Source organism: Domibacillus robiginosus (assembly GCF_000966195.1).
GTDB classification, from domain to species: Bacteria; Bacillota; Bacilli; order Bacillales; family Domibacillaceae; genus Domibacillus; species Domibacillus robiginosus.
Genome location: NZ_LAHL01000064.1, coordinates 1 through 19,943 on the forward strand (window position 1 = coordinate 1; position 19,943 = coordinate 19,943).

Genomic DNA, 19,943 nt, shown 5'->3' on the forward strand with positions numbered 1-19,943 from the left:
AGATCCTGCCCTTTAAATTCGATATCTGTCCATACCCAGTCATTCTGATCGAATACCTTGATTTGTGCAGTCGTATCAGATGTTCTGTTGAACATATTTCCGCGATAAAAAACAGGGAACTCTTTGTGCATCATTTGCAGCCGCGGAGGCTGTTTCTTAAATCTTTTTCCTTCAGAAAGAGCATATTTCTGCGCTTTTTCCCAGTTTTGATAGTTAGCACGGAAGCTCTGTACCTTGCCAAAAGCAGCAGCAATGGCACCTCTGCGAAAGTAGGAAGGAAACTTGTAGAAACGTTCGTTAAACTCTTTGTATTTAGGTTGAGGGTTTGATTTGGTTGCGTGAATCAGTTTTTCCACTGCCGGCACAATCGATTTTGTTGTCAGGTCGTTTGTATTATCAAACTCTTTGTCGATAACCCAGATGATGAAGGACAGGGCGTCATTGTAAATATCCAACGTACTATTAAAGATTTTAGTCTGGTTTGTAATCTTGTGCAGCAGCGACTTCGCAACTTTCATGACCAAACCCTCCTTTCGATTTTGTAGTCCTTATGATAGGTTGATCGTATCAAAATGGAAATCAATTGTAAAATGGAAAGAGAATCGGCATGAGTGATGATAAGTAAGAATTGACAAGCGATGCCGTAAAAAATACATAGAGGAATAAGAAGAATCAAGACCTTAGCGCCTACCCCCCACTAAATCGGAGATTTTGAAGGGGAATGCGGCGCTATTTTTTTGTTCAATCATCACCCCCACCCATGGCGGTTCGCTATAAAACTTGGATATAATTCGGTTGCCTCCTATTATTTTTACTTGTTCAATCACTTATAGTTCCAGCCTGCAATATACTTTTTAGAATAATGGTCAAAGAATTTACATAAGATAAATAGCAGGATTTCCTCTTCTTTTAGTGTAATACTATTATCCAAGAATACAGATGGGAGAGAAATGAGTGAGCACTATTACTTTTCAAAATAAGATTAATACCATATCCCAACATGTCTTAGCCTTAAAAGAACAACTAGTCCAGCAGCAGTCTAATCTGGAAAAAGACCGTTATACAAAACAGGACAATCAATCTTTGTACCACTGGCGTACAAATTTAGTGGAAATATACGCCTATTCTATCGCCGGTGATCTCGACAAGACTTTTACCAGACTAAAAGAATGGGGTACAGATGAGGTTAATCTATTGGTTGATTTGAATTTATCTTTAGAAACAGCTATTAATGAAGTTCGTTTTTATCGTGATACCATTGGTGAAATTTTAAAAATTGAATCTATAAAAAATGATTTCTCTCTTGAAGAATTTTATGACGTAATCACTCGATTCGATTCTGTTGTCGATCGGGCAGTATACTGGCTTACTAATTCTTATTCCCGCACTTATAATTCCAGAATTTTAGCAGCTGAATCTATAGCACTTGAGCTTTCTATACCTGTCGTCAAAGTGACAAATGAAGTCGGCATTCTCCCGCTGGTCGGAGATATTGATACAAAAAGGGCCCAGCAATTAATGGATAAGGCTTTACTGGAAGGAACAAAATTAGATCTGAAGTACTTAGTAATCGATTTGTCTGGCGTGCCAATCATTGATACGATGGTGGCTGACCAGATTTTTAAAGTGATCAGTGCGCTAAAGCTGACAGGCATTCATACCGTCTTAACCGGGATAAGACCAGAAATTGCCCAAACTATGATACATCTCGGTATAAAGGTAGAAGGCGTACCTACATATGCCAGCCTCCATCAAGCCATGAGAAAATTGCTCCCTTGTGAAATATCGTAATCTATTTTTTTATCAATTTAAGTAGTACAAATAAAAGCCTTGGTAACTAGCCGGGCTTTTTGTATTGAGCAATTTCTTCTTCAATCACTAATCACCTTCAACTGGCTATTCCTGTTTAAAATAATTTTTTTCAGCTCAACAGTTTGGTCTACTGTTTAGGAGGAAGCGCCTCTCCTTTGTTTCAGCTGACCTTCTCAATCCACCTTTTAAAGCCTTGGTTAACGTGCTGTTCACTGACCACGGCTCCTGCGGTGATGCTGGACCATGCAGCTTGAATGGCTGTTTATTCTCTATAACAGCCCCAGTAAAGTTTCTGCTCGTCCTTACACATGCCCTCATCATTAAAATGAGCATCCACATTGTACTCATCCACCTGTCTGCAGGTTGTTTTATGTTTTGAATTATATTTGAATTTAACGTTATGTTCATTTATTCAGTTTTGTGATCGGCGTTTAAGCCAATCCCTTCCCTGTTTCAGCAAAAAACGCTGGAACATTTTATGCCCTTCTAAAAGCTGACCAGGATCTATGTCGCTTCCGCAGGCAATGATTAATTGAATGGCACTTATTTCTTTGCCTGCTGCTTTGTATGCTTTGCCCTATTGAAAGCTATATCTATATAAAAAATTTGATATAGACGAAAGGCGGCGATGAGATGGCTTCATTTAGCAAATATCAAACGAAGCAGGGAGAAAAAGGGCTCTTTAAATTAGATATTAGTAAAGATTCAGCTACGGGTAAGCGAAAAACAAAAACGCGAAGAGGATTTAATAAAAAGAAGGACGCAGAGGCAGCTGCAATTGAACTTCCTGCATTGTTGCGGGACAATACGTATGACAATCGAAATACTCTTTGGACAGGTATTATGAGGAGCGGCTACAGTATAACCAGGACAGCTGGCGCCTGAATACAGCCATAAACCGTGGATTAACTTTTGAGAACCATGTCCTGCCGTAGCCGGATGGTAAGAACGACACCAAGCGGCAGGCAGTCCGTAACAGCACTTTTCCCCGTGAAGAAATTCCATATGACGATTCTCTTAAGCAGCTATTGTTATCACAGCATCAAATCTGATAAAAGCAGAGAGGTCTTTTTCACCCTCTACCATAAAAACATTTTCTATCATCTATTAACCTAATGTAGCACATGCTCCTCTTAACCGCCTTTTTCTCATTGCCTTTTTCGTTTAAATCATTAATATTTCACGAATGTCTTCTTCGGTAAGAGCGAAGGATGTGCTCTTTTTAGAATCAATGACTTCCTCAATTAAATGTCTTTTTTGCGCCTGAAGGTCATTTATTTTTTCTTCAATCGTTCCGCGTGCCATAAGCTTGATCACCTGGACCTTATTTTTCTGGCCAATGCGATAAGCACGGTCAGCTGCTTGTGCTTCGACTGCAGGATTCCACCACATGTCATACAGGATAACCGTATCGGCACCTGTTAAATTAAGCCCGGTGCCGCCTGCTTTTAAAGAAATAAGAAAAAGATCACGCTCGCCCGCATTAAACCGATGACACTTTTCTATTCGTTCTTCTGAAGACGTATGACCATCTAGATAAAAGAAAGGCAGCCCTCGACCCGCTAGTTCCTTCCCGATCAACTGAAGCATTTTTGTAAACTGCGAAAAAATTAGAACTCTTTTCCCGGCAAGCTTTGATTCTTCTACAATTTGCATCAATTGTTCGAATTTTGCGGAGCTTCCTTTATACCCGTCCACAAACAGGGCTGGATGACAGCATATTTGCCGTAAACGGGTTAGTCCGGCAAGGATTTTTATACGATTTTTTCGAAGTGTGTCCTTATCTAAATGCTTCAATGTGTCATGTCTTAGTTTTGCCAGATAAGCAGCATACAGCTTCTTTTGATCAGGAAGCAGTTCCACCAGGTTCATGGACTCGTTTTTTTCAGGAAGCTCTAAAAGTACACTTTCCTTCATTCTTCGAAGCAAAAATGGACGGACCCGGCGGGCGACTTTGTCCCTTGAAAGATTGTTGTACTCTTTTAACCCGAGAAACAGTTCCGGAAAAACAACGTAAAAAATGGACCACAGCTCCTCCAGAGAATTTTCTACAGGAGTACCTGTGAGCGCAAAACGGTGCTCAGCTTGTATTTTCTTTACTGCTTTTGCTGTTTGTGTCATAGGATTTTTAAAAGCTTGAGCTTCATCAAAAAAAACGGTATGAAAGGATTGCTTCTCATACCACACCTGATCTCTTATCAGCAAAGGATAAGAGGTAATGATAATATCTATATCTGTGAGCGTTTTTTGTATGCTGGATCTTTCCTTTTTACTGCCATCGACCACTACCGCTTTTATTTCCGGCGCAAACTTGGTGATTTCACCAAGCCAGTTATACGTCAAAGATGATGGACACACAATGAAAACCGGACGCTTTTTATTCCGGATAGCAGGAAGTTCTGACAAAATAAATGCTATACTTTGCAGGGTTTTACCCAGTCCCATATCATCTGCCAGAATTCCTCCAAATCCGTAACGGGCAAGTGTCTTCATCCATTGATAGCCGTGTTTTTGATAATCATATAGGATAGGTGCTAACCTTTTTGGCACGTCAAACACCTGGCGTTCTGGGTGACAAATTTTTTCTAAAAACTGGCGAAACGATTCCTCCACTGTGAACACGGAACTGTTGCTACCTGAATCAAGAAGCTGCAGCCCCCGGACAACAGGAAGATTCAAGCCACTTTCCCAATCCTCCTTCTGAACCGGAAGCGCGTTAAAAAAACGATTGATTTCTTTGAATTCCCTTGTCTCCAGTGAAAGAAGGGCCCCACTCTGCAAGCGATAATATTTCCGTTTTTCTTCTAGAGCCAAAAGAATCTCACGTATTTGTTTTTCAGGAATGCCTTCCATTTCAAATTTAAATTCCAGCCAGTCGGTTCTTTCCTTTTTAATTCCAATCTTAATTCGCGGATGAGCATTTTTTCTAAGAATACGGTTTCTAACTGATGTCGTGGCATATATTTGTACAAGTTTCTGCAGTTTCGGTACTACGTGATATAAAAACTGATACTCTAACTCTTCATTGTGCAGCAAATATCCGCTGTCCGTTTTAGCAAACGAGCTGTCTTCCATAAGCTGCAGGATCGCTTTTTCCTTCTCCTCGTCCCTGACCTGTACAATGTCCGCTTCGCCCTCTTTACTCTCCAATGGATTTATAACTATACCTTCATAGTGAAATTCCAGCCCTGCAAGCAGGCGATTCTTTAAACGGTCTAAATATAGTTTGGCTATTAAGGGGGTATGTACTAATCTTCTGGAGATCGCTTGTGATAGATGAACCTCCCCAAGTCTTTTTAAACCGGGAACCACTTTTTTTAAAAACGGATCTATTTGTTCCTCTGGAATGACTATTTCGCTGAAGCCTGAATTTTCTACCATCCGCTTTACTTCTAAAAGGTGCTCCATTTGTTCACTTTTCAAACAAATTAGTCTCCCGCCGGCTAAAACTGTTTCATAGGCATTCAACACTACTATCCTGCTTAAACCTTCTATATTCAAATGGCAGCGCTGATCTTCCGTTTCCACAAATGTAAATTTCAGAGGGAGTACTTCATCGGATAAGTGCAACCCATTGTACTGATGTTCGTTGTATTCAAGTTTTACCACCGACGTTTTTGTGAGTAAAGGCACAAGCCGTTCCCAGGAAGACGGAGGAATAAGCAGCGTGCTCCTTCTAATGGGATCGTCAGGTTTATTCACGCGGCCATCACTAGACATTCTTTCATCAAAAGCTATCTGTATAAGCTGCTGAATAACATCATCTGTTTCTTCTTGAAAACAATGAAGGTTTGGGTGGTAGGTAAAAGAGTTCGACAGCAGGATTGGCCTGCTTTCTTTTACCTGTTCCAGAAAATTTCGGATATTTTGCACATAAATCGAATCAACCCTAATTTCTATTCCAAACATGAATTGGCCTGGATTGATGTTGACAGCTTTACACGTGAATTCAGTGTTGAGAACCTTCCTGTTTTCAAAATGAAGCTGATGTCTGCTTGAACGTTTGGGCTGACCGTTAAAAAGATTCAGCAAGCCTTCTGCTATTGAATGATCCTTGGCACCATCCTGCTGACGCTCATTTAACATAGCAGGAAAGGTTCCTTTCTGCTGATATTCGCAAATGGACAGCAATACAGCGGCAATGTGCTGACAATCATTTGTAAAGGAAGCAAGCGCAGGGCAGCTGCATGCTGTGTGCAGCCGGCCATTGTCATCTATTTTAATTGTGACATGGAAGTCTTCTTTTCCTTTAACAGCTGCCTCACAGCTTTCAGAGCTATAATGTTTAAACACAACTTTATTCATCTGACAAAAAGAAACGCCTCGTTTAAACGAGACGATACCGCACATTTCTTTAATCATTTTTTGATTCACTTCTCTATCCAACTACTCTGCTCCTTCTCAACGAGATGTGACATCTGTTTGTATGGTCTGTTTGTGTCCATTCTCTGTTTGCTTATGTAATCATGATTGTACCATGTTTACATCCATTTATAATGAGCCAGGCCAAGTGAAAAAAAGATACATTTATCAATTGATCGTTCATGCGTCTACACAAGGAGATTACTGCTAGAGACAGCCTTGTCTTGCCTCCTTATGGATTCGGATCAGCTTCGCTTTGTTACTCTCTCCAGTACAAAGAAGTATCCCGTCCCTTGTTTTTCCCCTTTAAGGTCCATAACTCCCAATACAGTATTGTGATCCACTTTTCTAAATGTATCATACATGCCATGCTGGTCATAAATCATCGTGGCACTTAAAACGCCTCTATACTCCAGCATACGCATTCTCGCTTTGTCTTTTTCAGTTGCGATAAAAGGTGATACCGATGAAAATAATGGCTTAACCAGGGATCTGGGAATTTTGTCAAATGGCAGGGACAAAGGAATAAAACCCGGATTGATCTTGTACAATACACCATTATTTTTTTGAAAAACGAGCGGATGAACCGTTTCAGAGTCGATAAACTCCTTTCCAAACCAGTTCACCGATTCAAGCAACCCGTCCATCGGATGATTTGTCCTGCATTCCCTGCCTTTCCATAAGCCAATCATAAACGAAAGATCCACACTTTCTAATTGATCAAAAAAATGAAAAGCTTCCGCCTGCGATATGGGCCCTTCTGTATGAAGCTTCTCTAGCTTTGTACGGGGATTCATTCATGAGCCTCCTCACTTTTTTCCCTTTTCTTTCCTTCGTTTGTTTCACTATACCCTTTTTACGCAAAGAAAAAGACCGAGTGGAAACTCTCGGCCTTGATCGGGCGTTTTCTTGCATCAGCGATGATTTCTGTACCTTTGAAAAGGCTGCCCTTGCTCATAGCATGCCTGGCAGATACTGTACGGATAGTCCCAATCCAATTTTCTGCCGCATTGCCGGCATTTTTTCTCTACGGCTTTTATATTGTGGCTTAGCCAGTAGTGAATATCATCCGCCAGCTCTTTTTTAACTCGCTCCCAGTAGTAGGCCTCTGTTGGTTTGTTTAACCGGTATAAAAACATTAAATGAAGCTCCACTGATTTGTATGAAAGCTCCAGCTCCTCTAGTGTTTCTTTTTGAACAAACGGCTCTGGCATGTCAGTTCGGTTCACCAGAGACATAAGTACCCGTCTCCATTGATCGGCCAAGATGTCTTCATAAGCGGAAAAAGGAATTTGCAGGTAGCTGTATAAATCCTCCATACTGAATCGATGTTCAATAGCCGTTCCTCTTACCAGGCTGTACAAGTACTCTTCCTGGGCAAGCGACGCTTTTTTTGTGCCTTTTGGATTCTGGAACTCTTTCCATAATTCGAAAAACAGGCCTAAATCTTTATAATACCGGTTAAAACGCTCCAATACACTGCGGGTTGGCGCTACGGTAAATACCTGGATTGGCATGTCTTGTGCTTCAAGCAGCCGCTTCATACGCTTTGAATTTTCCATAAAAACGACTTCGCCCTGTTCATACAATCCTTTGCGCCCGGCCCGGCCGGCAATTTGCTTTACTTCCTGAGTGGTGAGCTCCCGGCGTCTTTTTCCGTCAAATTTTTGACTGCTCATCAAAATAATCCGTTTGATGGGAAGGTTCAAGCCCATGCCAATCGCGTCTGTAGCGACTAATATGTGCGTAACGCCAGCATTAAAGTTTTCCATTTGACGCTGCCGGGATTCCGGCGGCATATTTCCGTAAATCACACTGACCTTGTGTCCGTCCCCTTCCAGGTTTCCTGCAATTTCAAGCACCCGTTTTCTCGAAAAAGCAACAAGAGCGTCTCCTTTTTGAACATCCTTCAGGCGGAACGATTTTTTCCGTACCAATAAGGGCAGCTCACGTTTGTACTCCCGCACTTCTACATCAGCTTCTTCTCCCAACAGGCCAAGAATCATCTCTTTCACGTTGGGACTTCCGATAATATGAACCTCCCGGGCATTTGCTTTTGTAATGGCGCGGAACCAGGAAAACCCTCTTTCTTTATCAGCAATCATCTGCGCTTCATCGATAACCACAATATCGTAATGACGGTTTTCTTGAAACATTTCTACCGTGCTTGAGACGTGGGCTGCTCCTTCGGTCCGTTTTTCTTCTTCTCCTGTTTTTAAATCGCACGGGATCTCGTCTTTGTTGAGCTTTTCATACACCTCTAGTGCTAACAGACGAAGCGGTGCCAGATAAAGACCGCTCGAACACACTTTCAGCCGCTCCAGCGCTGTGTAGGTTTTTCCCGTGTTTGTATCACCAAAGTGAAGAATGTAACTGGTATTTACTTTTTGAGCAGGTTCATACTCCTCGCCAAATATATAAGCAATCCGGTTTTGTCTCTCTGCTTTTTCCCGTCTGGCCCGTTCTTTTTCTTCCTCCTTTTTCTGTTTAAACTGTTTCCAGGCTTCGTTGATCTCTTCAGGTGTCTGGGGTGTATGTAAAACGGAAGACACCACGTCTTCTTCCCACTCGTGAAAGCATGCTTCCGCGTAATCTGCGAGAAGCAGGTCAATGTCTTTGCTTTTTTTAAACACCTGATACGACCATTCTTCTCCTGTTTGCTGCTCATACAGGGTTCCGAGTTCTTCTGGCAGCTCTGCAAACACAATCTGTTTAAAGTCTTTCGTTACATAAGACAAAATCATTTCATAATAAGCATCCCAATAGGTTTCATGCGTCCAGTCATCTGAATCAGGATACCCTGATGCCATTCTTCCAGTAAATTCCGTTAAAAAAGAAGCGACCAGGGAGTAGTATTCCCGCTGAAAAATTCCAGCTTCACGTAATGTGCCTCCCACGTCTTCCGTGTAACGGGTACCGCTGTTCAAATGCTGTTCCAGCCTTTTTCCTGCATACTTTCGTACATACAAATAAAAGTACAGATACTTTTCTTCTAAAAGGTGGCTTACAGCAGGAAGAAGGACCTGCTTGCTCCAGTTTCGTTTCATCTGTTTTTGTTTTTTCTTTTTCCTGCTGCTCTGCATATTCTGGGTAATCAGACCCCACGTTTCCCCATACTCGTCCCGTACCCATGCAGCTGCTTCGAAGGGATCGAAATGGGCAAGCACCTGATAAAAGGATTTTTTCACCTGGTTTAAGGACAGCTCTTCCACGTCGATACCCATTGAGCGCAGGTAATCCATTTTTTCCGGACGGCTGTAGGAGCTGACGAGCCGCTGCTTCCATATATCGGACCATACTTTTTCTAAAAATAAAGCCCTTTTTTGAAGGTATTCGTCCAGTGTAGACGTCTCATTGTGTTCTATGAACTCTAAAATGTTTGTGTGTATTTGTTTTTTTGTACTTTCTATCGCTTTTTGATGATGTTTCTCGATGTCCTGCAGTTGCGCAGCCACGACAATCAGCTTCCTTTCCTGTCTCTCTCTTGTTCATCATATCATACCAGGGCTTTCCTACTTTAGCTTTTGCTGTTCAAATTGGTCTATTCTTCTTTATATCACGGATGGATAAAACTTCCTCAAACACTGAATAAAACATATTCAATAACAGATACTATTATGGTGTACGTTGAAAGCCAGCTCTCAGATATGTAATACGTAAGCAGTTATATGAAAACGATTGATAGATTCAAATGGTGATTCATAAAAAACACAAACATGGTAAGGAGAAATAGATGAAAGTCACAGGGGTTTTTTTCGTCATAGCGATTCTGGCTGCTGCATTTTGTATTACGCTGGATATATTATTAGGTTTCACCTTCTTTGAAGCATTCATGCATTTAATCGATCCGTTACTTGTGATGGATATTAGTGAATACTTGGTGTTCTTTCTGTTTTTATGTATCACCATTGGACATCAAATCACAAACAAAAAGAATGAATAAAACCCTCTCTCTTATTTAGTAAAACGGTGACGGATAAAAGCAATGATTAGCATTATTACAGGCAGAATAATAAGAAATGGGGTCGCAAAATACACGATATGTACCGTAGCCCCCTCTTCTGTATGTTCAGCAAAATCTTCGGCTATCACTACAGAAAGAAAAGCAAGAATAAGGCCTACCGGCAAAATTATTTGCTGATGATTTTTCAAACGAAACAAATCCACTATTCCAATGACAGCACTATATAAGTAGATGCCAGCTTTAAAAAAAACGGTAATTAATAAGGTGATGACAACAAGTGCATCTAAACGCTGGATAAATTCTAAAAAGTTTATTTTTCCTACAGTGGACAATAAAGGAAAAGGAGATCTCTGTACTGCACTGACACCTAGAACTGCAATATTTAAAGCCGCTGTATAACTCAAAATAAGTCCGCTGACTATTAATGAAGCCACTCCAATTTTTTTCACCGCATCCGCACGATTCAAGTAGGGAAAAAGCATAGCAAAAACAAATACTTCTCCAAATGGAAAAATCAAAAACATAGGAGAATAAAAAGCCGTCTCCAATATTGGTTTCCATCCAAATTCTAATACAGGCTTTAAATTATTTAAATCGACAGAGCCGGTTAAATAAACCAAAGTATTACCGATTATTCCTACAAAAATCAAAAAAACTCCAAGTATCTCTGCTGTTCTTGCAAATACCTCAATTCCCAGGTAAAGAACATAACAGATGGTCAGCACAAAAAGAATAGCCACAACGAATAAAGGAATATCGGGCATAGTCGCCGTAACCAAAACCTCACTGAATTCGCGCACGTTTCTGGCAGAAACGTATAAAAAAAAGATGGTATACAGCAAGCCCACGACCCATCCTATATATGTGCCAAATATTTTCCTGGCGTATGCTGTAAGCGGTAAGGAGGGATAGTAACGAAATAGCGCATAATAAATAAAAAACAAAATCAGTCCCCCGCCCATCCCAAGTAAAAGGGAAATCCAGGAATCCTTCTTCGCTACTACGCTGTGGCCTACCACTACTGCAGTCCCCAGCTCGAACGTAAAGAGCAAGAGAAAAAATTGAATACTGTTTATTTTTGCTTTTTCCATTAAAAGAAATCCCCCCTTCTTCTCATTCCAAATAAGAGTTGGTGCGCAGCCCTGAACGACGGATATACGTTTTAACGTTCACTTTAACCTCTGTTTGTGGAAAAACTTCATCCTGCCAATTCTCTTTTATCCCTCTCCATGCTTTTGGATCTTTTTGATTGATGGATTCACCAAATCGGAAGATGTCATTCTTTTGTTCTTTTGCATACGCTATCGTCACATTGACTTCCCGTTCAATTTCCTCTTCTAGCTGTTTTTCAACATGGTCAAATATTTTGGACTTTGTGAGATCAATCGGACACTGTACTTCATCAAATATCCCTTCGGACCTAATTGATAGTTCAATCAATGGTTTGTTATTTTGCATTTTCGTGTTCACTTTTGTACGGGATCGATCTATTTCAATAGCGATACCACCTTTTTTCCCTTCACAGTCGAGACGAATAAGCGTTTGTTTCAAATCATTATTGATCCAGGAAACACCTCGAGAAAGCTCTTCATCCATCCAATCCTGTAGTTTGCCTTCTTTAAAAATACCTAATCCCCCTATTTCCAATTTTTTCTCCGGAGAAATGTCCTCGATATTTGACATTTTGCTTCCTTCTTCTGATCTCCCCACAACCTGAAGACTGACTAAAATACCGCCCCCCCATTGGATTTGGTTTATAACTTGATCTGCCCTCGACATGTCATATTCGCCCTGCTGAATTTTAAGGGTTTCCAGCCCATCAACAATACGGCTGGCTGGCAGCTTCTCTAATGGTGTTGTAACATGAAGGGCTTCTTCCGCTGTATTGTTTTTAATTAATAAAACAGGGAACGCCCCACGGAAATAGGGGGTACGGTCCAGGCTGTCAAATAAACCTTGAAGCCCCTCAGTTCTTGCTAACTCTTCTCCTATCAGCATAACCTGCACGTGTGCCAGGAAAAGCTCGTGCGGTGACTTTTTCTCTATTTTGCGAAGAGCATCTAAAATCGTACTTCCTTCTGCTGAATAAGCGACAACAGGCATCTCGCCTGATAAGCCACTATTGTTTGCCGTGCCGGCTACCTGTCTTTCATTGATAATCTGAACCGTGACATGATAGATGTTTTCCTCCTCATCACCGCCCGCATCAATGCCTATTGCACTTACGATATCTAATTTTTGTACTTCCATACGTCCCCAGCAGCCTGATAGCAGCACGGCAGACAAAAAAATAAAAAAAAAGAGAATAGGTTTAGTTTTCATTAGGGTCCCTCTGGAAATCATTTTCTTTCATTCCGCCCTTTCTCCCTGATGGCGGTCCAAGCTTGTCCGTGTTTCCCGCTTTAGACACTTTTTTCTGGCTGATCAGCCTTGGACGCGTTGACATAGAAGGCTTTGAAACACGGATGAACGTATCTTTTAAATCCCTAAAAATAAGCGGTGCAAAGGGCGATAAATAAGGAACGCCAAATGAGCGCAGGCTGTTCATGTGGGCTATAAGAACAATAAAGCCCAGTCCAATTCCATAAAGTCCAAGAGAAGACGCCAAGATAATTATAATGAATCGAAGGATCCGTACAGCGTCTATCATGGAGTGATTAGAAATCGTAAAACTGGCTATTGCGGTAGCCGCTACTATGATCACACTGGCACTTGCAACGATTCCGGCTGACACAGCTGCTTCGCCCAAAATAAGAGCGCCTACAATAGAGACCGCCTGTCCGACCTGTTTGGGCATTCGAAGTCCTGCTTCCCGCAAAAACTCAAAGGTCAACTCCAATAACAGCACTTCAATAAAAAGCGGAAATGGAACCTCCTGTCGCTGAGCCGTTAAACTAATCAATAAAGGCGTAGGGATGAGATCCGGGTGAAAAGACAAAAAGGCAATATAAAGAGAAGGGAAAAGCAGCGTACTTGCAATGCCCACTAATCGCAAGATCCTTAAAAAACTGGCAATACTCCAATGCATATAATAATCTTCAGCCGTTTGAAAAAACTCAATGAATGTCGCCGGCAAAATTAACGTGTTGGGGGTCCCATCAACCAAAACCGCAATACGCCCTTCCATCAGCTCTCCCATGACTACATCCGGACGCTGTGTGTTGTAGATAGTCGGCCATACAGATCTTGGACCGTCCCTGATCCACTCTTCAATGGTATTAGTGCCGATCAACTCATCCACTTCTACCTTTTGAAGACGCTCCTTAAGCTCGATTAAAACTTTTTCATTGGCAATTCCTTCAAGGTGCATAACGGCTACTTCTGTTTCGGTAATATCACCGATCGTTACCGATTCAACCCATAAATTAGCGCTTTTGATCCTTCGGCGAACCAACGAAACATTTGTCTGAAGAGATTCAACAAAGCTCTCCTGAGGCCCGCGAATCGTCTGTTCTGAAGAAGGCTCGGAAATAGCTCTTGATGCCCCTCCTATTAAAGGACAGATCATCGCCTGGTCCCATCCATCCAGTAAAAGAATAGTCTTCCCTGATACGACGGCCTGGATCGTTTTTTTCCACTCTTGTGTTTCTTCGACTTCAGCGACGGTTATAATCTGCTCTTTAATCCCGGTAAATAAAGTGCCGGCTGTCGAGCTTTTTAATTTACTGTTGTCGTTCATGATCTTATCGATAATAAAGTTTCCCACATGTTCCTTATCAACTAATCCATTTATAAAAATCGCAGCAGCATTCCGTCCCGACATACTTCCTATTTTAAATATGCGAACGACTAAATCGGCGCTATGCCCAAGAGTATCTTGAATGTTTTTAAGATTTTCTTCCAGATTTGTTTCAAGTTTTTTATAATCAGACTTTAATTCCATATCTTCTGTATATGCGAGATGTTTTTTTTCTTTTTTTCCAAGCTTGTTCCATGCTTTTTTCATTTTCACGCTCACTCCCGCTTTGCTCTTGTATGATAGAGCTTTCACATACACCAACAGTATGCCAACTTTGCCAAAATTTAATCCAAGTGAACCTTTTCAGCCAGACATGATAGTAGGTGTATATCAAATAAAAAGGGAAACACCTGGTGAGTGGTGTTTCCCTTTTTATGAGGAATCAGTTCTTTTTCGATTCTCTCCGGGCCAGGCTGATTGCCCTGACTGCGATTTCTTACACTTTTCATTTGATTACAACTTCCTGCTTTAATGAAATAATCTGCTTTGTTTCCTTTGATTGAACAAAAAACTAGCGCCGCATTCCCCTTCAGAATCCTTGATTTAAATAGAGAGATTCACCAGCAGCCGCTTCTGCTTTTATTTGATCTAAATTGGTACAAGCAATAATGTAAAATTTCGGAAATCCGCGGCTGTTTCCACACCCTATTATGCCTGCCCTTACAACTATGCAGCGGCCTCCTTTTATTTGTTTACAAGATGCGGCAGCATCGTTTTTAAATAATTGATGCTGATCTCGATACTTTCAAATGATGTTTTGCGGCTCATATCCTGTTCAACAACCCACCACTCAACTTCAGACTTCTCTCCTGCGTCCAGAACAGTTTGAAGATCCACACCGCCTGTACCCAGTTCGGCAAAAAATTGTTCGTCATCCGTTGTCATGTCTTTTAAATGGATAAGAGGAGTCCGTCCGTTATACCGCTTTATCCATTCAATCGGCTTCTCGCCCGCTTTCGTCAGCCAGTATATATCAAACTCCGCTTTGACACTTTCAGGGTCCGTGTCCTCAAAAATGGTCTGCAGTGCCGACCGGCCGTCAGACAATTGCTCCAATTCAAAATCATGGTTATGATAGCATAAAGTAATGCCTTCACTCTGGCAGGTTTTTCCCGCTTCATTCAAAAATGCAATGAGCGCTTTGTAATCTTCTTCGCTGCGCTGTTCTGGAAATAGGTACGGGCAGACAATGTAGCGGCTGCCAAGAATTTTTTGATCCTCGATGACCTGCTTGAGATTTGTTTGCAGCTGGTCCAGTGGGATATGGCTTGAAGCCGCTTTGAGTCCAAGCTCATCCAGCAGTGTACGGACCTCCTGAGCAGACAGTCCTCCGTAACCGGCAAATTCTACTCCATCGAAGCCAAGTTCCGCTACTTTTTTGAGCGTACCGGCAAAGTCTTTCTCGCTTTCTTCACGCAGCGTGTACATTTGAACAGCTACTGGAATGGTTTTCATTTTTACTCTCTCCTTTTGTTCGTTTCGCGGGTATCTCTCTATAATTTTCTCTTTCACTAATAAGAAGTCCTGCTTTCCGTAGCCTTATACCTCTGCTGGTCTATCTTGCACCCGGCGTTCTGAGTAGTTGACTACAAAAACAAAAAGACATTTGGAGGGTTATTATGCTTAATCCTTCAAATGCCTTTTTTAACAGCTGAATCTTTTTATTTTACACGATTGTAAATATTCCTTACTGCTTCATCAATTTCGTCTCTGGACATACGCAGAGCCCTTTCGGAGGTGCCATATCCTATTTCCTGCTTTCCTTCTGCCAGCCCTTTGAAAATACTATCCGCAAAATCATCAACTGGAGCACCAAACGTATGAAGTCCTGCGCCGCCTAAATCCGTATTTACAGCAGGCGGTGCTACTTCAATGACTCGAACAGATGTATCTGACAGCTGATGTCTAAGGCTCATTGAGAATGAATGAAGCGCTGCTTTTGTTGCCGAATAAATAGGTGCAATGGCCATCGGTGTAAAGGCCAGGCCTGATGTGACATTGATAATAATGGCATTTTCTTTTTGGGTAAAATACGGCGCAAATAGCATAGCAAGGTGGAATGGCGCTTCTATATTTGAGGTAATTTCCTTGCTGAAGTAGCTCCACTCCTGTTTTGCATCTGCTTCTAATATATTGAAGCGCTGCTGAATGCCTGCATTGTTCACTAGCACATTCACTTCAGGATGCCGAGTTGTTACCCACTCAAAAAGAGAGATACGATCCGCTTCCTCGGTTATGTCACATACGCGGGTGATGATACCAGGAAACTTATCTTTTGCTTCCTGCAGCTTACTCTCCCGTCTTCCACATACGATGACGGTGCTTCCCGCTTTTATAAAACGCTCGGTAAAAGCAAGACCAATGCCTGATGCCCCGCCTGTAATAAGAATTGTATTTCCTGACAAAATCATGGATACCCTTCTTTCCTGTTTTAGACATCCTTCTATTTTACCCGTTTTTGTTCCAATTAAAATGCACCTGCTTTGATAGCTGCCAAATTTTATTACTTCTGTTAAGTGGCTGATTCTTAATTCATTCACGAAAGATTAAGCCCATTATATTCCGTTTTAAATATAAACACTTTCCATTAGCGCCTTATTATTTTCAATAAAATGTTAACGGATCTATTCTTTTAACCCAATCGCTTTTTATGTCGATTCTTAAAGTATTGCCAGATAAAGAATGCTGCTATTGCGGTGCCTGTTAAAATAATAAAGACTTTTTCTGCTCCTCTGTTTTGTAAATCAACCTTTTTTCCAGGCGCCTGCCCTTCACCAAGAATAAACAAATCATCTTGCGCAGCACTGATTTCGGCTGTTCTGCTGCAAATAACAACAGTCAGTCCGTCAGAGCCAAACATATCTGAATGATTCGCATACACCAAATACGCTTGTCCGGCTTTAAAATCATACCCGCAATCGCCGCCACCCATCCCAGTTGTGATTTTTACTTGTGATTGATTAACACCTTTCCAGGTTTCGTTCACTTCAAACAAAACAGATTTTGTCGTAAGACCCATGGCGCTCGTGTCTTCTTCCACCTCTAACACTTTTCCGCTGAATACAGCTTCAGAAGACATAAGCTCTTCTTTTACACCGGGCGGTTCGACACAGGAACAGGCTGCTCCCTGAAAAGGAAAAAAGATTATTACCGAGCTAACAATAAACAAACATAGGGTCAAGAAATGGGTGCTTTTCATCATTAGATTACCCCCTGCTTTCTCGATTGCTCTTTTTCCTCTGTTGCTTTGTTTCCTCTTAATCAATGTAATAATAACACATATATTGAATAAATTTACACACGTATAACTAACCTATTTTCTTCTACGGTTTCTTCTCCACTTCCTTTATTACAACAGGAATTTCTACTTCTCGAAAGAACTACTCAAAACAAAAACTACTAATAATCCACACCAATTCCTCATCGTTCGTTTATTCAATGAAAAAATATATAATTCATTCTTTTTTTATATCTATTTCCCAAAAAACACGAACTTTATGTTGACAGAAAAATAAAAATAAAATATGATCATATTGTTAGAAAACATGAATGAAACAGCTTTATTCGTATATCCTCAATAATATGGTTTGAGGGTTTCTACTAGGATCCGTAAAATCCTGACTACGAATGGGTGTCTTAAATGCACCCATTTGTAGTCAGGATTTTTTGCTTTTCATCATTTTCTAAAAAATTAAGGAAATAACTAAGAAAAAACATATGTAGGAGTGTAAAAAATGGATAATGTATTCGATTACGAGGATATTCAATTAGTTCCAGCAAAATCTATTGTAAACAGCCGTTCTGAATGTGATACAAGTGTTACATTTGGCAGCCGGACATTTAAACTGCCTGTTGTTCCAGCCAATATGCAGACTATTATTGATGAGAAAATTGCGGTTTACCTCGCTGAAAACAATTATTTTTACATTATGCACCGCTTTCAGCCAGAGAAACGGCTGGACTTTGTCAAGGATATGAAATCTCGCGGTTTGTATGCATCAATTAGCGTCGGGGTTAAAGAAGAGGAATACACATTTATTACAGCACTTGCTGAAGAAAATCTTACACCTGAATATATTACGATTGATATTGCGCATGGTCATTCCAATGCAGTTATCAATATGATTCAGCATATTAAAAAGCACCTGCCTGAAAGCTTTGTGATTGCCGGAAATGTCGGCACACCTGAAGCAGTTCGGGAATTAGAACATGCCGGCGCGGATGCGACAAAAGTGGGTATTGGACCTGGAAAGGTATGCATTACGAAAATTAAAACAGGCTTTGGCACAGGCGGCTGGCAGCTAGCAGCACTGAGATGGTGTGCAAAAGCAGCAAGCAAGCCGATTATTGCCGACGGCGGTATTCGTACGCACGGTGATATTGCTAAATCTGTCCGGTTTGGTGCATCCATGGTGATGATTGGCTCCCTGTTTGCTGGACATGAAGAATCACCTGGAGAAACAGTTGTTCAGGACGGGAAGATTTATAAAGAATATTTTGGTTCGGCTTCTGAATTTCAAAAAGGCGAAAAGAAAAATGTGGAAGGCAAGAAAATGCATGTAGAATATAAAGGTTCTTTACAGGATACTTTGACGGAAATGGAGCAGGATCTTCAGTCTTCCATTTCTTACGCTGGCGGAAACAAGCTGTCTGCCATCCGTAATGTCGATTATGTTATTGTGAAAAACTCTATCTTTAATGGGGATAAAGTATATTAAAAAGTGAGCTAGACGATTATAATCTCTACAGCAGTGGCCAGCCGGATTGTTCGGCTGGCTTTCGATTTTAAGTAAGCGAAATTAAATACTTTTATGGCCAGAGGAGCTGCAACAAGGTGTAAATGATCTGTTCTGTTAGCTTGATCTGCGTATATCCGTCACATGGTAATGATAACTTTCCCCTGTGCGTGTCCTTCTTGAAAATACTCGAAAGCCTTTGATATCTCACTTAGTCGATAAGACCGGTCGATCACAGGCCGCACTTTGCCTGTTTCTAAAAGTTCTTTTAGGTAAATGAGATCCGTTTGTTTCGCCCGTTGTAACATATTCCTCATCTTCCTGCTTCCGGTCATGGAAATCCAGGGACCGAGCATCATTGTTTGCGTCATTTGAGCCTCAGAGCCTCCGACATGCACAAAAGTCCCGTTTTTCCTTAGCGCACGCTTGTAAGTCCAAATAGGCTGATGTCCGTTTACTGCTAAAATAAGATCATATTGCTGCGCTGCTTGAGTAAACGTTTCTTTTTGATAATCGATGGTGTGATCAGCACCAATTAATCGTACCGTTTCTATGTTCCTTGTACTGCACACACCTGTTACCTCGGCTTCGAAAGACTTGGCAATCTGCACAGCGAATGTTCCAACCCCACCAGAAGCGCCATAAATCAACACTTTCTGTCCCGGCTGAATCCTGCCTTTATCGCGCAGCCCCTGCAAGGCAGTAACGCCTGCCATCGGCGCAGCAGCCGCTTCTTCAAACGAAAGGTTTCCTGGTTTTAAGGCAAGTGCTTTTTCAGGAACAGCTACGTACTCTGCAAAGCCGCCCCAGCCGCAGCTAGATAAGTCTCCAAATACCTCATCACCCGGCTTAAATTGTTTTACCTTTTCTCCGACAGCTTCAACCCGCCCTGCTATGTCGCCTCCGGGTATAGCATATTTCGGCTTAAACAAGCCAAAGGCAAAGCGGGCTAAAAACGGTTTTCCTTTTAAAAGAACAAGATTTCCGTAATTCACAGATGCGGCATGAATATTTACCAGTACTTCTTGGTCTGCAGGCACAGGTTTTTCCACTTCTGTTACCTGGAGAACATCCGGCAAACCATAATTGGTGCAAACAACCGCCTTCATCACTACGCCTCCTGTCTTTTATTCACCGCATTTATAAAGCTGAAAACCTATAATCGTGTTAAAAAGGATTTTGATTAAAATCGTCTGATAACCGTATATACAGAACTTATACCTGGCAAAATTAAATGAAGCTATCTATACACCCGCTTTTAAGGTAATGCCACGCTGCTGGACCAGGAGAGATTCTGCATTTGTTATGCTGCAACAAGGGATAAGCAGGC

The 19,943-nt window shown here is 41.4% G+C and carries 14 protein-coding genes, 1 pseudogene and 1 riboswitch; of the genes and pseudogenes, 4 read left to right on the plus strand and 11 right to left on the minus strand.

Going from position 1 to position 19,943, the window contains the following annotated elements; genetic code table 11:
- Positions 1-518: pseudogene (locus VP97_RS21100) on the minus strand (RNA-guided endonuclease TnpB family protein); the annotation flags it as partial.
- A 436-nt stretch (positions 519-954) separates the two neighbouring features.
- Between VP97_RS21100 and VP97_RS21105 the strand changes: the two are divergent.
- Both VP97_RS21105 and VP97_RS21115 read left to right on the plus strand, forming a co-directional pair.
- A complete protein-coding gene (locus tag VP97_RS21105; protein ID WP_050184135.1) occupies positions 955-1,791 on the plus strand; it encodes an STAS domain-containing protein in 837 nt (278 codons plus the stop codon).
- A gap of 654 nt (positions 1,792-2,445) precedes the next feature.
- Positions 2,446-2,697 (plus strand): Arm DNA-binding domain-containing protein, encoded by a 252-nt coding sequence (locus VP97_RS21115; protein ID WP_050184137.1) that lies wholly within the window; start codon positions 2,446-2,448, stop codon positions 2,695-2,697.
- 279 nt (positions 2,698-2,976) lie between these two features.
- Here VP97_RS21115 and VP97_RS21120 read toward each other — a convergent pair whose 3' ends face one another.
- The 3 genes from VP97_RS21120 to VP97_RS21130 form a co-directional block, all read right to left on the minus strand.
- The gene (locus tag VP97_RS21120) at positions 2,977-6,198 is read right to left on the minus strand and encodes a DEAD/DEAH box helicase (RefSeq protein ID WP_050184138.1); all 3,222 of its coding nucleotides are present in this window, start codon (positions 6,196-6,198) and stop codon (positions 2,977-2,979) included.
- A gap of 221 nt (positions 6,199-6,419) precedes the next feature.
- The gene (locus VP97_RS21125; protein WP_050184139.1) at positions 6,420-6,971 is read right to left on the minus strand and encodes a DUF4334 domain-containing protein; all 552 of its coding nucleotides are present in this window, start codon (positions 6,969-6,971) and stop codon (positions 6,420-6,422) included.
- 117 nt (positions 6,972-7,088) lie between these two features.
- On the minus strand, positions 7,089-9,629 hold the full coding sequence (locus VP97_RS21130) for a DEAD/DEAH box helicase (protein WP_050184140.1): 2,541 nt from the start codon (positions 9,627-9,629) through the stop codon (positions 7,089-7,091).
- Between the two features lie 278 nt (positions 9,630-9,907).
- Here VP97_RS21130 and VP97_RS21135 point away from each other — a divergent pair, with 278 nt between their 5' ends.
- The gene (locus tag VP97_RS21135; RefSeq protein ID WP_050184141.1) at positions 9,908-10,117 is read left to right on the plus strand and encodes a YczF family membrane protein; all 210 of its coding nucleotides are present in this window, start codon (positions 9,908-9,910) and stop codon (positions 10,115-10,117) included.
- Positions 10,118-10,128: 11 nt separating this feature from the next.
- Here VP97_RS21135 and VP97_RS21140 read toward each other — a convergent pair whose 3' ends face one another.
- From VP97_RS21140 to VP97_RS21165, 6 genes are all read right to left on the minus strand, one after another.
- Positions 10,129-11,229 carry a GerAB/ArcD/ProY family transporter gene (locus tag VP97_RS21140; protein ID WP_050184142.1) on the minus strand — a complete coding sequence of 367 codons (1,101 nt, stop codon included), beginning with the start codon at positions 11,227-11,229 and terminating at the stop codon, positions 10,129-10,131.
- 22 nt (positions 11,230-11,251) lie between these two features.
- A complete protein-coding gene (locus tag VP97_RS21145; protein ID WP_050184143.1) occupies positions 11,252-12,460 on the minus strand; it encodes a Ger(x)C family spore germination protein in 1,209 nt (402 codons plus the stop codon).
- Positions 12,450-14,084, minus strand: a complete 1,635-nt coding sequence (locus tag VP97_RS21150) for a spore germination protein (RefSeq protein WP_050184150.1) — start codon at positions 14,082-14,084, stop codon at positions 12,450-12,452. Before VP97_RS21150 ends, VP97_RS21145 begins: the two co-directional genes overlap by 11 nt.
- A gap of 477 nt (positions 14,085-14,561) precedes the next feature.
- Complete coding sequence (locus VP97_RS21155; RefSeq protein WP_050184144.1) at positions 14,562-15,332, minus strand: sugar phosphate isomerase/epimerase family protein; 771 nt, start codon at positions 15,330-15,332, stop codon at positions 14,562-14,564.
- A 206-nt stretch (positions 15,333-15,538) separates the two neighbouring features.
- On the minus strand, positions 15,539-16,288 hold the full coding sequence (locus tag VP97_RS21160) for an SDR family oxidoreductase (protein ID WP_050184145.1): 750 nt from the start codon (positions 16,286-16,288) through the stop codon (positions 15,539-15,541).
- A gap of 221 nt (positions 16,289-16,509) precedes the next feature.
- Positions 16,510-17,079 carry a hypothetical protein gene (locus tag VP97_RS21165; protein WP_050184146.1) on the minus strand — a complete coding sequence of 190 codons (570 nt, stop codon included), beginning with the start codon at positions 17,077-17,079 and terminating at the stop codon, positions 16,510-16,512.
- A gap of 342 nt (positions 17,080-17,421) precedes the next feature.
- Positions 17,422-17,521, plus strand: a riboswitch (purine riboswitch).
- A gap of 90 nt (positions 17,522-17,611) precedes the next feature.
- On the opposite strand from VP97_RS21165, the gene guaC reads away from it, so the two are divergent.
- Positions 17,612-18,595, plus strand: a complete 984-nt coding sequence (guaC, locus tag VP97_RS21170; RefSeq protein WP_050184147.1) for a GMP reductase — start codon at positions 17,612-17,614, stop codon at positions 18,593-18,595.
- A gap of 158 nt (positions 18,596-18,753) precedes the next feature.
- Here the strand turns inward: guaC and VP97_RS21175 are convergent, their stop codons facing one another.
- A complete protein-coding gene (locus VP97_RS21175; protein ID WP_050184149.1) occupies positions 18,754-19,722 on the minus strand; it encodes an NAD(P)-dependent alcohol dehydrogenase in 969 nt (322 codons plus the stop codon).
- Positions 19,723-19,943 lie beyond the last annotated feature (221 nt).